This is a genomic window from Cyclobacterium plantarum, assembly GCF_011290685.1.
Lineage (GTDB): Bacteria > Bacteroidota > Bacteroidia > Cytophagales > Cyclobacteriaceae > Cyclobacterium > Cyclobacterium plantarum.
In genome coordinates, this window is the sequence record NZ_JAANYN010000002.1 from 887,486 (window position 1) to 902,247 (window position 14,762).

The 14,762-nt window shown below is 44.8% G+C and carries 11 protein-coding genes; 6 read left to right on the forward strand and 5 right to left on the reverse strand.

All coding sequences use genetic code 11. The annotated features are described in order from the left end of the window. The first annotated feature begins 7 nt into the window (after nucleotides 1-7). The 3 genes from G9Q97_RS07680 (at nucleotide 8) to surE (ending at nucleotide 2,774) form a co-directional block, all read left to right on the forward strand. Nucleotides 8-1,243 (forward strand): bifunctional 3,4-dihydroxy-2-butanone-4-phosphate synthase/GTP cyclohydrolase II, encoded by a 1,236-nt coding sequence (locus tag G9Q97_RS07680; RefSeq protein ID WP_394352974.1) that lies wholly within the window; start codon nucleotides 8-10, stop codon nucleotides 1,241-1,243. Between the two features lie 86 nt (nucleotides 1,244-1,329). Further along, nucleotides 1,330-1,983, forward strand: a complete 654-nt coding sequence (locus G9Q97_RS07685) for a hypothetical protein (protein ID WP_166144929.1) — start codon at nucleotides 1,330-1,332, stop codon at nucleotides 1,981-1,983. Beyond that, nucleotides 1,983-2,774: a 5'/3'-nucleotidase SurE gene (gene surE, locus G9Q97_RS07690; protein WP_166144932.1), complete on the forward strand. Its 792-nt coding sequence runs from the start codon at nucleotides 1,983-1,985 to the stop codon at nucleotides 2,772-2,774. Before G9Q97_RS07685 ends, surE begins: the two co-directional genes overlap by 1 nt. Before the next feature lie 7 nt (nucleotides 2,775-2,781). Here surE and G9Q97_RS07695 read toward each other — a convergent pair whose 3' ends face one another. Beyond that, nucleotides 2,782-4,734 carry a heparinase II/III domain-containing protein gene (locus G9Q97_RS07695; protein WP_166144935.1) on the reverse strand — a complete coding sequence of 651 codons (1,953 nt, stop codon included), beginning with the start codon at nucleotides 4,732-4,734 and terminating at the stop codon, nucleotides 2,782-2,784. A 243-nt stretch (nucleotides 4,735-4,977) separates the two neighbouring features. On the opposite strand from G9Q97_RS07695, the gene G9Q97_RS07700 reads away from it, so the two are divergent. The 3 genes from G9Q97_RS07700 (at nucleotide 4,978) to G9Q97_RS07710 (ending at nucleotide 8,186) form a co-directional block, all read left to right on the forward strand. Continuing rightward, nucleotides 4,978-6,039: a c-type cytochrome gene (locus G9Q97_RS07700; protein WP_166144938.1), complete on the forward strand. Its 1,062-nt coding sequence runs from the start codon at nucleotides 4,978-4,980 to the stop codon at nucleotides 6,037-6,039. After that, nucleotides 6,036-7,397 carry a hypothetical protein gene (locus G9Q97_RS07705; protein ID WP_166144941.1) on the forward strand — a complete coding sequence of 454 codons (1,362 nt, stop codon included), beginning with the start codon at nucleotides 6,036-6,038 and terminating at the stop codon, nucleotides 7,395-7,397. Before G9Q97_RS07700 ends, G9Q97_RS07705 begins: the two co-directional genes overlap by 4 nt. Nucleotides 7,398-7,658: 261 nt before the next feature. Then, on the forward strand, nucleotides 7,659-8,186 hold the full coding sequence (locus G9Q97_RS07710; RefSeq protein WP_166144944.1) for an REP-associated tyrosine transposase: 528 nt from the start codon (nucleotides 7,659-7,661) through the stop codon (nucleotides 8,184-8,186). A gap of 366 nt (nucleotides 8,187-8,552) precedes the next feature. Here the strand turns inward: G9Q97_RS07710 and G9Q97_RS07715 are convergent, their stop codons facing one another. The 4 genes from G9Q97_RS07715 to G9Q97_RS07730 form a co-directional block, all read right to left on the reverse strand. Then, the gene (locus G9Q97_RS07715; RefSeq protein WP_166144947.1) at nucleotides 8,553-9,953 is read right to left on the reverse strand and encodes a BNR repeat-containing protein; all 1,401 of its coding nucleotides are present in this window, start codon (nucleotides 9,951-9,953) and stop codon (nucleotides 8,553-8,555) included. A gap of 25 nt (nucleotides 9,954-9,978) precedes the next feature. Continuing rightward, complete coding sequence (locus G9Q97_RS07720) at nucleotides 9,979-10,449, reverse strand: hypothetical protein (protein WP_166144950.1); 471 nt, start codon at nucleotides 10,447-10,449, stop codon at nucleotides 9,979-9,981. Between the two features lie 424 nt (nucleotides 10,450-10,873). After that, nucleotides 10,874-12,772 (reverse strand): heparinase II/III domain-containing protein, encoded by a 1,899-nt coding sequence (locus G9Q97_RS07725; RefSeq protein WP_166144953.1) that lies wholly within the window; start codon nucleotides 12,770-12,772, stop codon nucleotides 10,874-10,876. A 193-nt stretch (nucleotides 12,773-12,965) separates the two neighbouring features. Continuing rightward, on the reverse strand, nucleotides 12,966-14,756 hold the full coding sequence (locus G9Q97_RS07730; RefSeq protein WP_166144956.1) for a RagB/SusD family nutrient uptake outer membrane protein: 1,791 nt from the start codon (nucleotides 14,754-14,756) through the stop codon (nucleotides 12,966-12,968). Nucleotides 14,757-14,762: the final 6 nt, after the last annotated feature.

The following is a 14,762-nucleotide window of genomic DNA, read 5'->3' on the forward strand; positions in this document are numbered from 1 at the left end:
TTATTGAATGAGATCAACAAATATAATGGAAGATACTTTTCACCTCAATACCATCGAAGAAGCCATAGAAGCCACCAGAAAAGGAGAAATCATTATCGTGGTGGACGATGAAGACCGTGAAAATGAAGGGGATTTTGTTTGCGCCGCTGAAAAAGTGACTCCGGAAATCATCAATTTCATGGCCACCCATGGCAGGGGACTGATATGTGCGCCGCTAATTGAGGACAGATGTGAAGAGCTGGGGCTTGAGTTGATGGTGGGTACCAATACGGCGGCTTTCGAAACACCTTTCACTGTATCTGTGGATCTTATAGGCCATGGCTGTACTACAGGGATTTCTGCCAGCGACCGGTCCAAAACCATCAAAGCCCTGATCGATCCGGAAATACGTCCGGAAGAACTGGGAAAGCCGGGACATATTTTCCCGTTGAAAGCCAAAAGAGGTGGGGTATTGAGGAGGACGGGCCATACAGAGGCCGCCATTGACCTTGCCCGCCTGGCGGGATTACAACCTGCAGGTGTGTTGGTTGAAATCATGAATGAAGATGGCACCATGGCCAGGTTACCGGATCTGGTGCAGGTGGCCAAAAGATTTGACCTTAAACTGATTTCCATCAAAGACCTGATTGCCTACAGGTTAAAAAACGAAAGCCTCATCAAGAGAGAAATTGGTGTGGATATGCCTACGGAATGGGGTAATTTTGACCTGATTGCTTACAGGCAAACCAATACGGATGAAATTCATATGGCCCTGATCAAAGGCAAATGGGAAGAGGGTGATACTGTGATGGTAAGGGTACATTCCTCCTGCATCACAGGGGATATTTTTGGCTCTTGCCGGTGTGATTGCGGGCCACAACTTCACCAGGCTATGAAAATGGTTGAAGCGCACGGTAAGGGGCTGGTGCTTTACATGAACCAGGAAGGCCGTGGCATTGGACTGATCAATAAACTGAAAGCCTATAAATTACAGGAAGAAGGTATGGACACGGTTCAGGCCAATCTTGCCCTGGGTTTTCCCATGGACAAAAGGGATTACGGGGTAGGTGCACAGATTCTTCGCGACCTGAATGTGACCAAAATCAAGTTGATCACCAATAATCCCACCAAAAGGATAGGTCTTTCCGGATATGGATTGGAAATAGTGGATACTGTCCCCCTGGAGATCAATTCCAATCCACATAACGAGAGATACCTTCAAACCAAAAGGGATAAAATGGGCCACCAAATCATGCGCAAGTAGCCTTCAGCCAATGTTTACCCCGGCATACTTCAACATAATCTGATAATTTTACGTATCAGGGGGTAGAAGCAAAAAGCAATTAAGTCATGAGAAAATACCTGTTTATCCTATCTTGTTTATTCATGCTTGTCACCGTTGCCGGGGCGCAGGAATTTCCTTCCCAGATTTGGCACGATGGAAAAGTATATCTAAGTTCAGGGGAAATACATGAAGGCAAGGTGAAATATGACCTGGAAGCCAATATTGTCCAGGTTCAGTCCAATACCGTAGAAACTTTCAGTTCTGCCTCTATCAGCCATTTTGAAATTTTCGATGAAATTTATGGTGGCATCAGAATTTTCTATAGCCTCCCCTATGCCTTGAACTCAGATTACAAAACACCCATATTTTTTGAATTGCTTACAGAAGGGCAGGAAATTACCTTGTTGTGCCGGGAATTTATTACCGTAGACAACAGGAATTTCAACACCATGGGTATGCGGGGCATGTACATGAATCCCATGTGGGGCATGCCCATGATGGGAAGAGGCTTTAACCGGCTTGATTTTGATTTTTATTTTCTTCAGGATCAAAAAATTTATAAATACAGCCAGAAAAAAAGAGAACTGCTCAATGATTTTATGGACGATAAGTCTTCAGAAATGAAACTTTACATGAGAAAAAACAGACTTTCTCATGATAAAAGGGGAGATTTGCTGAGGATTACCGCCTATTACAATCAAATAAAAAGAAATTCTTAATGTCAAAACCTTTAATTTTAGTATCCAATGATGACGGGATTACTTCCCGGGGAATCCGTGTACTGGTAGATGTAATGAAAAAATTGGGGGACGTGGTCGTGGTAGCACCCGACAGCCCCCAATCCGGTATGGGACATGCCATCACCATTGGAAATACCCTTCGCCTTTATGAGGAGGAGATTTTTCAAGACGTAAAAGCGTTTAAATCCAGCGGGACACCGGCTGACTGCGTAAAGCTGGCCAAACACTATGTATTGAAAGACAGGAGGCCAGACCTTATCGTTAGCGGAATCAATCATGGAAGCAACACCTCCATCAGTGTGTTGTACTCAGGCACCATGTCCGCTGCCATAGAAGGTGCCATAGAAGGCTATCCTTCCATAGGTTTCAGCCTTTGTGATTACAGTTCAGATGCAGATTTTTCCCATGTAGAGGCCCATGTGTACCAGATTGCCAAACAGGTATTGGAATTTGGAATTCCAAAGGGAGTGGCGCTCAATGTTAATTTTCCTCCCAAGAGAAATGAAGCCCTGAAAGGGATTAAAATTTGCAGGCAGGCCCGGGCCAAGTGGCAGGAGGATTTTGAGGAGAGATATGACCCCAATGGGAGGAAATATTTTTGGATGGCAGGTAATTTTGTCAATTTTGATAAAGGAGAAGACAATGATGAATGGGCCATTGCCAATAATTATGCTGCAGTGGTGCCTTGTCAGTTTGATATGACAGCACACCATGCCATCCCCCAAATCAATAATGATTGGGATTGGGAAAGTATCAAATCTGGTTTTTAATTCAGATTTATTCTCTTTTTAGTACAAAGGTGCTTTTACCTTTGGCTGGGATGGATTGGTATTCCAAGTTGATCCTGTAAATGGTATCGCCCCATTTCTGACCTATTCCTTTGTCTTCGGGCTCAGTAAGGGCTATTTTCTCAACGCTGGCCACCATGCTTTTGGCATCATAACTGAGTTCAAACGGAAGGATATTCCCCTGTGCATCTTCGAATGGAATAGACAATACACCGGGTTCCACTACTTTGGCGGGATAAATGGTCATGAGATGTTGCACCAGGCTGTTGGATTGGGTCAATTGAAAAGCATCATTTATCGTCACTTTTTTACCCCTATCCAGCTTTAAAACCCGCTCCCAGAATACTATCCCCGCATTTTCCGGATAAGCCTGCGCAATGTTCAGTGTCATGCCACTGCTGTTTTTCCCGGCTTCATGACTGACTTCCGTTGCCCGGTATTGACTCCCTGGCAATTGGGTAGTTTCATTGATGGTGGGCAGGTTGTGGTAATCCGAACGGTTGTACCAAATGCTGTAACGCTCCTCACTGAACGTTTTCCTGGTATAGGTGCCCCGGCCTACATCAATCAAAAGAGGTAAGCCATTGTAATACACTACATAATTGCCAATATCATTGTGGTTATGGCTCTCATCATTATGGCCTCCTTTGCCGGCAAGAAAAAAACCATCCGTGCTTCCCTCGCTGTCTCTGGCGACCATTACCTGTATATCAGGAAGCCAGACATCCTTGGGAAGCGGCAGCCCTTTTTCGGCTTTTTGGAATTCTTCCTGCATGAATACCTCAAAAAAGTTTCTGAAATAATGGAAGCGGGGTAGGGTAAAATCATTTTCCCTGCGGTAATAGGCTCCAAATTTCATCATGTCAGGATCCTGAATGGCTTTTCCATAGCGGTAAATCATGGAGGCAGCCATGGTAGGTTGGGGATCTGCATCTGCGAAATTCAGGAAATAATCTTCACTGATCTGAGCCCGGTAGATAAACTTCCCCATGTTTTTTACCTTTTCATCTTCATACACATACTGGAAGGCACCATTTGTGGCCAGGTCAAGCAGGGAAATATTGTCAAACAAGGAGGCTGCAGCAGCTCCCCAATAGCTGGGCCCTTCATCACAGCCACCATCCTCCGGATAGGGAGTCAGAAATTCATCCAAAACCTCCATGGCTTTGTAAACCTGAGCAGCTCGTTTTTCTTCATCGTCCGCCAGTAGCAGGGCAGTATTGATCCAGTTGGAACAAATCCAGGGATTCCAGTTATTGGGTGGTCTGCCATTGGCATTGGCAGCCATCCAGCCATGGTGCTGGTTCATCAAAGGTTCGAATATGCGGGTTTGCGTTTCATGGCGTATTCTTTTCCGGATTTGGGGAGAAATTTCATCAAACCTATCGCCAAAAAAATAATCGGCCCATGCCAGGTAAGTAGCTGTTTCAGCGGCAAATAAATCCACAAATGGCCGGGTTACATCCATCAATCCGGAATATTCTTTGGTCTTAGGAAGATGAGCAGGCACTCCCCAAAAAGATTCTTCGCAAATAGACCAGATTCCATTGATAATGGGATCTATAAACCTGCCTTCATTTTCGTAAAGTTCTGCCAAAATCATGGTGCCCAACATCCTGCGCTTTTCGAAGGTGATGGCCTGGTATTCGTCCCTGTCCCCTGTTCGGTCTATTAATAAAGATTTGGTAGCTGGTATATAAGGCCAATCGTAGTCCATGTTTTCATTGGCATACCTGAGGTACTCCTTCATCATTTCCTGATCGGCATTTTGCCAGGCTGCCCTGTCATCCAAAACAGGAAATGGTTTCCATTCATCCAAAGGGGTCAGTAATTGAAAAAGCTCTTCTTCGGAGTATTTTCCACTGATGAGGTTTTGGGCTGCTGCATTATAAACAGCGAAAAAAAACAGCAGCAAGAAAGTCAAATTTTTCTTTAGGCTCATTTAAATTTTGGGTTATTGTAAAAAACGGAATTTGAATGACCTTTTTTAAATTTCCATTGCCATGCTGCCTTATTTTAACAACTATGGTTTAAATTTTTCTCGGTAATCCTGTCAATGAGATCGGAGTCATTCCAAAGGTCAATTTACAAAAAAATTTATTCCGGGAAAGCATGCTGTGTGATAGAGATCACTTCTTACAGAATTAATTGCAGGTAATATTGTAATTATTAAAGAAGTAATCTTATGAAAAAATCTGCTCAATCTTTGCTTTTGTTGATCAAAGGGCTGTTGGGTCTGCTTTTGGTAATTTTTATGTTGAGTTTGTTTGTTCTTGCATTGGTGATCACTCAATTTGGAACAGATAGTACCGCCAAAGTACCTGTTGTGGCTGACGCAAAAAATGTCCCGCAACCAAGTGTAAAAAAAGACCAGGGCCTGATTTCCAGGGATGACCTCTGGCAAGCACCTGACTGGAATACTGTAACGGCCGAGCCCAATGCCAAACAAATTCAATATGGCAAAGAATTACTGGTACATACGGCGGAATACCTCGGTCCTGAAGGAAAAGTAAAAAAAATATCCAACGGACTGAACTGCCAAAACTGCCATCTGGAGGCAGGCACACTTCCCCTGGGAAATAACTTCGGGGCTGTTGCCTCCGGCTATCCCAAAATAAGGGCCCGATCAGGTCAAATGGAGGATATTCCAAAAAGAATCAATGATTGCTTTGAAAGAAGCCTCAATGGTAAGGCCCTGGAAAGGGACAGCGAAGAAATGAAAGCCATGGTTGCCTACATGCTTTGGCTGGGTAAGGCTGTTCCCAAAGGCACCCGGCCCCAAGGTAGCGGTATATATGCCGTTCCTCTGATGGAAAGGGCAGCGGATCCCATTTTGGGAAAAACCGTCTATGACCAACAATGCGCCAGTTGTCATGGTTCTGAAGGACAGGGGTTGGCCCAAGCCTCTGGTAAAGGGTATATTTATCCTCCACTCTGGGGCTCCAACAGCTACAATGACGGTGCCGGATTGTACCGGCTTTCCCGCTTTGCAGGGTTTGTCAAAGCCAATATGCCTTTAGGAGCCCGCTATGAACGGCCCTTGCTCAGTGATGAAGAAGCCTGGGATGTTGCTGCCTATGTCAACTCTATGGAAAGACCGTCGAAAGATAAATCTGTCGACTGGCCGGATATATCCAAAAAACCCATGGACCATCCTTTTGGACCATTTGCAGATCCTTATTCAGAGACACAGCATAAATATGGCCCGTTTCAACCCATATTGACTGCAAAAGCTGAAGTGAAATGAAAAAATTCCAGATTATCATTTATTTGTCTTTTCTTTGGCTTCCTCTGAGCGCCCAGCAAGATTCCACCGTCTGGAAAACAGCAATTGAATTGGGACTTCGCTCCTATTTTATGAGCACCAGCTACACGGGAGATTTTAAAAATGACCATGCCTGGGGTCAAATGGCAAAGGTAGAAACTAGCACAAGTCTTCCCTTTGGATTTAAAGTGAATGGGGAATACCTGGGCTTTCTACGGATTTTGAGTTCAGACCTTAGGGCATTGGACCCCCGCGTGCCAAACCTTAATCGTTATGAGGTGGGCCTTTTTGATGTGAATCATTTGGACCGCAGGCTGTTTGGGAAAATAGGCAAACTGAACCTGGCTTTCGAAAAGGGGAAATTCCAGGCTATTTTGGGCAGGATGGAAATCAACACGCCTTTCATCAACCAGCAGGATGGCAGGCTGAGTCCCACCTTTGTAGAAGGATTAAGGGTAGGATTACTACCCAACCCCAATGTACACATCAAGAGTAATCTGATATGGGCAGTCTCACCTCGATCTACCGGGAATTGGTTTGCCTTGGATGAAAGCATGGGCATGTACCCGGTAGGAAGGGATGAATTTGGTAATCCTTCCAGCTATTTTGGCAATACCAATGTTGATTTTATCCACGTTTTAGATATTGATTTCACCTTAAAAGACAATACCAATCTTCAGCTCAATCATACCTTTGTGGAAAATATTTACAGCAGCTTTCTGGCTCAATGGGACAAAAGCTGGAACATCCCTGATTCCAACCTTAAGGCAATTACAGGAATACAAGCCAGCATTCAACATGGGATTGGAAACGGGGGAAATGAGGAAGTTGATCTCCGGTACAAAAATCCGGAGGATTTCAATTGGATAGTGAGTGGAAGAATGGGCCTTCAGTCCAGGCGAAATCTATGGCACCTGAACTATACCAAAATTCAGGGAAAGGGACGCTACCTCAGCCCCAGGGAGTGGGGAAGAGATCCTTTCTATACCTTTATTCCCAGGGAAAGAAATGAAGGATTGGGACATGCAGATGCCATCAGTACCTACTTCCAGCATTCCCTGGCACAAAAACCGCTTCAAGTGTATACCTTTATGGGACTATATTTTCTTCCTGATGCGGCCGATGCCAGCCGTAATAAGTACGCTGTTCCCAGTTATGCCCAGCTCAATTTGGGCATGCGGTACAATTTGAAGGAATGGGTAGAGGGGCTTAACCTGCATTTGATATTAATGGGTAAAGCGGCATTAGATCAGCAAAACCTCAAACCGGCATGGGTTTACAATAAAGTCAACCTTTTTCATGTCAATACCATTCTAAATTATACTATTCCATGGAAATAACTTTGCACCGCTCCGCGGAATTTGTAATCCCCGGACGCACGCGAAAGCAGGATTACAAATCCTGTTTATCTGTCGTCCGACATTACAAATGTCGGACAGCGCAGCTCTGCGGAATTTGCAATTCCGTGGAACTGATGAGGGGGATTTGCAATCCCCACTTAAACTCGAAAAATAAAATTACCAAATCAGATATTGATTTTTAACTCCCTGAACAGTAAATTGATAGGGTTAAAACAACTGTTCATTTTAAATTTTTTACACATGCCCTCTTCATATACCATCAAAGACCAGGAAGCCCTTCATTTTGTAACCTTCACTGTTCACCAATGGGTAGATGTCTTTACAAGGAATGATTATGTTGAGATCATTATTGAAAGTATGAACTACTGCCAAAAAGCCAAAGGATTAAAGGTGCATGCCTGGGTTATCATGAGCAATCATTGTCACTTTATTTTGAGCAGTGCCAAGGAACCACTAAGTGATATCATCAGGGATTTCAAGAAATTCACGGCCAAAAAAATCGTTGAAGAGATTCAGAATAATGAAAGAGAAAGCAGAAAAAAGTGGCTTTTATGGTTATTCCAAAAAAATGGACAGATATGGTTTTGGGAAAAGGGATACCATGGGATCGAGATTTTCTCTCAAAAGTTATTCGCATCAAAAGTAAATTACATTCACTTCAACCCTGTAAAAGCCGGCATTGTTGAAAAAGAAGAAGAATACCTAAACAGCAGTTGTGGAGAATATTATGGTGTAAGAAAAAGTAAAATCATTCTGGCTACGGATTGAAAATACTATTTTAGTAGTAGGAACGTGCGCGAAAACAGGATTGCAAATCCTGTTTATCTATCGTCCGACATTGCAAATGTCGGACAGCACGGCAGCACCGCTCCGCGGAATTTGTAATTCCGTGGTACAGATGAGGGAGATTTGTAATCCCCGGACGCGCACGAAAGCAGGATTGCAAATCCTGTTTATCTATCGTCCGACATTACAAATGTCGGACAGCGCGGCAGCACGGCTATGCGGAATTTGCAATTCTGTGGTACAGATGACGGGGGATTTGTAATCCCCGAATGGTCACGAAAGCAGGATTGCAAATCCTGAGTATCTGCCGTCCGACATTGCAAATGTCGGACAGCGCGGCTAGGGTGGCTATTCCAGCTCCAACAGATAAAGCTGGCTTGGGCCGGGATGGGGTTCGGGATGGGGACGGTCCCTGTTTCGGGGCAGGGTCTCCCATTTAAGAAGGTATGTTTTGCCGTTTTCGGCATGGCCCATATCAGAAGCAGAACGGACCGCTAATCCAGGAAAATCACCTTCTGGTTCCAAACCTGAAATATACGTTTCGGGTTTCAGCACTTCTCCTATGGGATTCAGGTCCTTGTCCAGCAAAATGGTGCCCTCGCCATATTCCACATGATGGTATCCCAGTTCATAATTTCCATCCTCCCGCCTTTCAAAGGCTCCTACACGGACTTCAAAATCAATGCTTCCCCGACCTGAAAATTCCCAGCGGTAATTCCAATCGGTCACCTGCTTGTAAGTCCATTCTCCATCTTTGGCCCTGGCCACATAAAATTGAAGGTTGCCAGCTTCATCGTATTTGTGGTAAGCCATCAAAGCATGCTGATTTTCATCCAGGCAAAGTTTAGCGGCAAGGTTGATGATACCACCACCCGGAGGGATGGGGTCAACGATCACCGATTCCTGGTCAATGGTTACCGGAATGCTAACCGCCTGGCCGAAAGCATTGTACCAATTAATCATATCCGGACTTTTGATATAGGATAAATCATGGTTGGTTTCGCAGTCAGGCGTATCCCGCCATACCCAATACATGTGGTACCAATTATCTTCATGGAGGGACGGCTGGGAAGCATAGGCATTCATTTCCCCTTTTCCATCTGTTAAGGGTGCATCCAGAAGTCTGGACCATTTTCCCGATTCAGTGTCGTAAATATTATAAATTTCATTCCCATTACCGCTTCCCCCATCGCGGTAATGAAAAATCAATTCCCCTTCCCTGGTGGTCATGAATTTGGGATAGGTACAACGCTTCTCGTCCCTGCCTACCATTTCCATTTCCTGTTCCAGCGAGCTGATATCATTTGGTCTGCTGGATTTAAAATAGGTAATGGGATGCACATGCATGTTTCCCGATAGGTGGATATAGCCTTCCTTGTCTATACCAAAGGTAACGGAGTTGTGGCTGTCCCAATTGAGGATGGTGCTGGTACCTTCCCCTTCCTCCCTGTCAAATACAGGTAGGGTATACAACTCAAAGCTTGCTTCATCAAGGTTACGCTGGCCGACGGTCATGTGCCGGTCTTCGTTATAATAGGCAATGTATTGCCTGTCTCCATGGGTCATCAGGGAAAATCCCACGGGATGTCCTGACCAAACACGATCTATGGGTATGCTTTTTTGCAAGGCCTTTCCCTGATCTCTTTCATCAATGATGATGGGACCTTCTTCTTGACCCCCAGAACAGGAGAACAGTACATTGGATAACAGGGCAAGGCAGGCAAAAAGTAAGTTGGAATACTTCATCATCAAGTCATTTTTTTATTTGAGCAAACTACTTCCATTCTGCTAAATCATAACCAATGGCCAGAGCCATGGTCATTTCCGCCACGTCTAAAAAGTGACTTGGATTCCAATCACTAAAACCCGAAATATTTACCATTTCCCGCTCTGCCCTTTGGGCAAACCTGGACTCTCCGGTCAATCTGTAGGCATAGCTCAGGTGAAAAATCCTTCTCAATGCCTCCCTGGAAACAGAAAGCAACCTTCTGCCTATTTGTTTTCTTTCCAACAGGTCTTCACCAATGATTTGATCGGATTCCTGAACAATGGCCTGATGCAAGTCATTCCATCGCTGGTCATTCTCTATTAACCCTTTAATTTCAACTTCTCCCTCCTCCATCAACAAAATCCTGGGATGACTGGTAACCGGCAGTTCCTTTGGAACCAGCTGAGCCCTTACCGGTGAAAAGGCAAGCATCATTCCTAAAAGGAAAAATTTACAGGCCAGTAATTCGAATTTCATGTTTGTTATCGTTTGTTTTTAATTAAAACGCTCCGCGGAATTTGTAATTCCGTGGTGCAGATGAGGGGGATTTGTAATCCCCGGACGCACACGAAAGCAGGATTACAAATCCTGAGTATCTATCGTACGACATTACAAATGTCGCACAGCGCGGCTCCGCGGAATTTGTAATTCCGTGGTACAGATGAAGGGGATTTGTAATCCCCGGATGGACACGAAAGCAGGATTGCAAATCCTGTTTATCTGTCTTCCAACATTACAAATGTCGGACAGCAGGGCTCTGCGGAATTTGTAATTCCGTGGTGCAGATGAGGGGGATTTGTAATCCCCGAATGGACACGAAAGCAGGATTACAAATCCTGCTTATCTGTCGTCCGACATTGCAAATGTCGGACAGCACGGAAATGTCGCACAACACGTCTTTTTACATCTCTGAAAGCCTGACCTCAATTGTTCCTTCTCCGTTTTCCAGGGTCCAGGCCGGAATCCTGATTTCCAGGCGCTTCAACCCTTCGATCTGCCGGTCCAGTTCCAAGGGGGCCGGGTCCAGTGAGATCACGGATATCCTCAAGTCCGGGTGCGATAGGTTTTCCAGTTTTACGGATTTTCCGTCCTGTTTTAAAATGGCTCCTCCATCCACAATTTCCACTTCAGCCTGGGTCATCAGTTGCCAGGTGATGGATTTGGTATTCTCGTTGGTTTTGATCTGGTCTTCAATAATGATGGATTGATTGTCCGGTTTGATGAATTTCCTGGTGGCTGCGGTTAAATTATCTCCAAAGACTGCTCCCATATCAAAAGTAGCAGTTGGCTGAGGACCATCCTCAAAATTAGTAAGGCTTGCAAAGCCTTCATTGACGTGCAATTCATCATTTACGGTCAAGGTGCTGTGACCATAATTGTTTTTGGTCAACAGCGTCCAGCGTTCACAATCCTGGCACCTGCCCCAAAGGTCAAAACCAGTAATCTCAAGTTCGTTGTAGGATTGGTTTCCGGGATCAATGACCCACCTTACCCCATTCAATTCCCATATAAAAGAACCGGCATCCATATTGCCATGGCTGATGGTGGCTTTCCCCCCTTTACCCCCAAAATAATAACTGTTTGGACCTTCATTGCCATCCCTGAGGATAACGATGGGATTAGCACCATCTCCTTTCCAGGCCAGTGGCAATTCTTCCTTTTCCTCCGCCTCAAACTGCGATAGCCAAACCAGGCCGGCTCCGGCCAGGCGGTTGAGTTTGCCCATGTCCTCCACAGGCTGGGTGAATTTATCCTTTTCGATATACAATGGATTCCCTGTTTTGGTACCAAACCAGGCCATAATGATATCTCCACCGGTTCCATGTTTGTCCCCACAATCGGCATAGTTATAATACCAGCCCGATGGAGCAATACTCAATTTTCTGAATTTGGCACTTTCTTTAAAGGAAGGGTATTCGGCTATTCCAAAATCAGTTCCAAAGGCAGTTTCCAACATAGCAGAAGTCAGGACCGAAAAACTGGTACCATAACTCCAGTAGGTAGATCCTTCCGGGTAAACCCCATCCGGGCCGTATTCTGCCAGGGCATGGGGCATGCCCTCCAGCGAACGGGAAATGGTTTTGGCAGCTAACTCGGGGTCCTTTTCGGCAATCATAATGGAAGCAGCGATCATTCCTGCATTACAGACCTGGTTCCAATTGTTGGTACCGTCAATCCATCCACGATTGCCTTCCCAACTGGGCTTGATGCCCTTTTCAATCAGGGCTGTTTTTGCCATTTCTACTGTGGATTTGGGCAGGTCCTCTCCCACCCAGTCAATGGCCAGGGCCACGGCAGTAGACATTTCGGCCACATCCAGAAAATGAGAGGGGTTCCAGTCTGTGAAATTGCAGACGGCAATTAATTCTTCATTGATTTTTTCCAGCATCCTATCGTCTTTCTCCAACCGGTAGGCAATACCCAACACATTGACCCGGTGCAGCATGTCCCTGGAGGTACTCAGCAACCGGCGACCGATCATGTTCCTGGTCAGGGCAGGTTGTTCCATCACCTCCATGGCATTGGCTTTTATTGCCGCATAATAATTACCCACCACCTCATCATTCCGGATTTTTCTTTTGAGGTTCCTTTCCAGGGCCGGGCTGAGGCCCAGTTTGGGACTGGATTTCCGCAGGTTGCGCTTGATGTAGTTTACTGTAATTGGATTCTCCAGCTTGTGTCGATCCTGTTTAAATGGTGTATTGACATTATTTGTAGACGGTATTGCGGATAACTGTGCAGGTCCCACAAAAATCCCTGCAATCAGGAAGAGAAACAAGATTAATTTTGGGTTTTTCATGTTTTTTAAAGGTTATTCAATATTTCATGTTTTTTTTATTGTTTTTTTTCTGTTTCCTTAAATATAATCATTGTTTACATTTTTGACCCTCCTATACCTATCCACTCATGTAAAATAATTAAAAAACCTGCCCTTAAAAGGACAGGTTTTTTGAAAATTCATTTATTCTGAAATTCTTTATACCTTATGATTATTATTCCCATCCGGGATTTTGCTGTAGGTTGGGGTTCTGTGCCAAATCATCCAGTGGAATCGGCCATAAATAATCCTTACTTTCGTCAAAAACGGGGTCTGCCCAATCTGTATTTTTATACACATCGATATAGGTTTTTCCATTGTCAGGATCCACACTGGTTTGAATGATCGCATTCTCGTACCTGGCTTCGGCTTCTGCATTCCACTGTATACCCATATCCGGCTTCTCGAGTTTTTTGCCCTGCTTCCACCTCCTCAGATCATCATACCGGAATCCTTCCATAAACAATTCAATCCTTCTCTCTCTCCTGATTTCTACCAATAAAGGAGAAATTCCATCATTCGCATACCTAGGATCCATAGGAGGATTCATATCAAGGTGAGGCATGGCTACTCTGTCACGTAATAAATTGATACTCATGTCCAGGTCGGCTTGGGTGATCTCACCCAATTCTGCTTTTGCTTCCGCAAAATTCAACAAGGCCTCTGCAAAACGCAAAATGATAGCAGGAGTTTCGGCAGTATTATAAGCCTTTCCGATCATGTCATTTGCATTGTAATGCTTGATCTGGTGGTAACCTGTAGATGAAGTTCTGCCTCCCTGCTGACCTTGTATCCTAGGGTAATCCCTTCCGTCTGCGTTGTGGTACATGTAAAACTCAGAATCATCCGGGTGCAGAATGGTCTGCCTTAACCTGGGGTCCCTATTTTCAAAAACATCCTCTATGGAATCATCTCCCTGATAAAGTGGGGACAAGGTAATTGGCAAACCATCTTCACAAAGGTAGTCCTCAACAAAATTACGGGTGGCTCCTCCGGAATAGTTAAAATAACTCTGCACATGATTGGTCAATATCCCTAATTGGTACCGCCTCCAGACCATGACTTCGGGATTTCCGGAAACATCCAATACACGATGATAGGCATTATAGTCGTGAAGCGGATCACCAGTGGTGTATAGCATATAAGGACCATTGTCCATCAACTCTTTGGCTGCATCTGCTGCTTCCCTCAACCACATTTCGGGGTTTGAACCACCATGGTATTTTCTCCAGGTACCTTCAAAAAGGCATACCCTGGATTTTACCAAAAGCGCTGCCCATCGATTGAGCCTTCCCGGCTCATTGCCGTCTCCCCAGTCATCCGGAATATGGGTAGTCGCAAAATTCAGGTCTTCCAGCACATTGTCCATCACTTGTTCACGAGGCATCCTTTCTGCAAAAAGCTCTTCAGAATCCACATTTAGTTCCCTTTCTACCCAAGGGGCATCGCCAAACATTTTGACAATATGGTGATAAAACCAACCGCGAAATAGTCGGGCTTCTCCAACATATTTGTTGCGAACCTCATCAGAAATAGCTGCCTTGGGGTAATTTTCCAGTCCAATGTTAATGGCTCGGACAAAGTTCCACCCCCTATAGCCATACCATTGATTGGCTATCCCTGAGGAAGTGGTGGGGACAACCTGTCGGCCAGCCCTTACCTGTTGAAAAGGACGATGTCTTTCATGGTTTGGCGCCAGGTTGTCTGCAAAACCATCCACATGGTAATAACTGGCCAATTGGCTGTCAAACCCATCATCATGTCCCAGCATAATGGGAATATTCACATCGTCTTGGGACATGTGGTAAAAGGTATTGTTATACGTTGCCAGGTCATTTTCCGTATTCCAGAACGTTTCGTTACTGACCTGGTCCAAAGGAAGCCGTTCCAGGAATTCATCATTACAGGCCCCGAGCATCAAAAAACTCAGCAGTACAAGCCTGAAATATATTTTGTAATTTTTCATTATTTC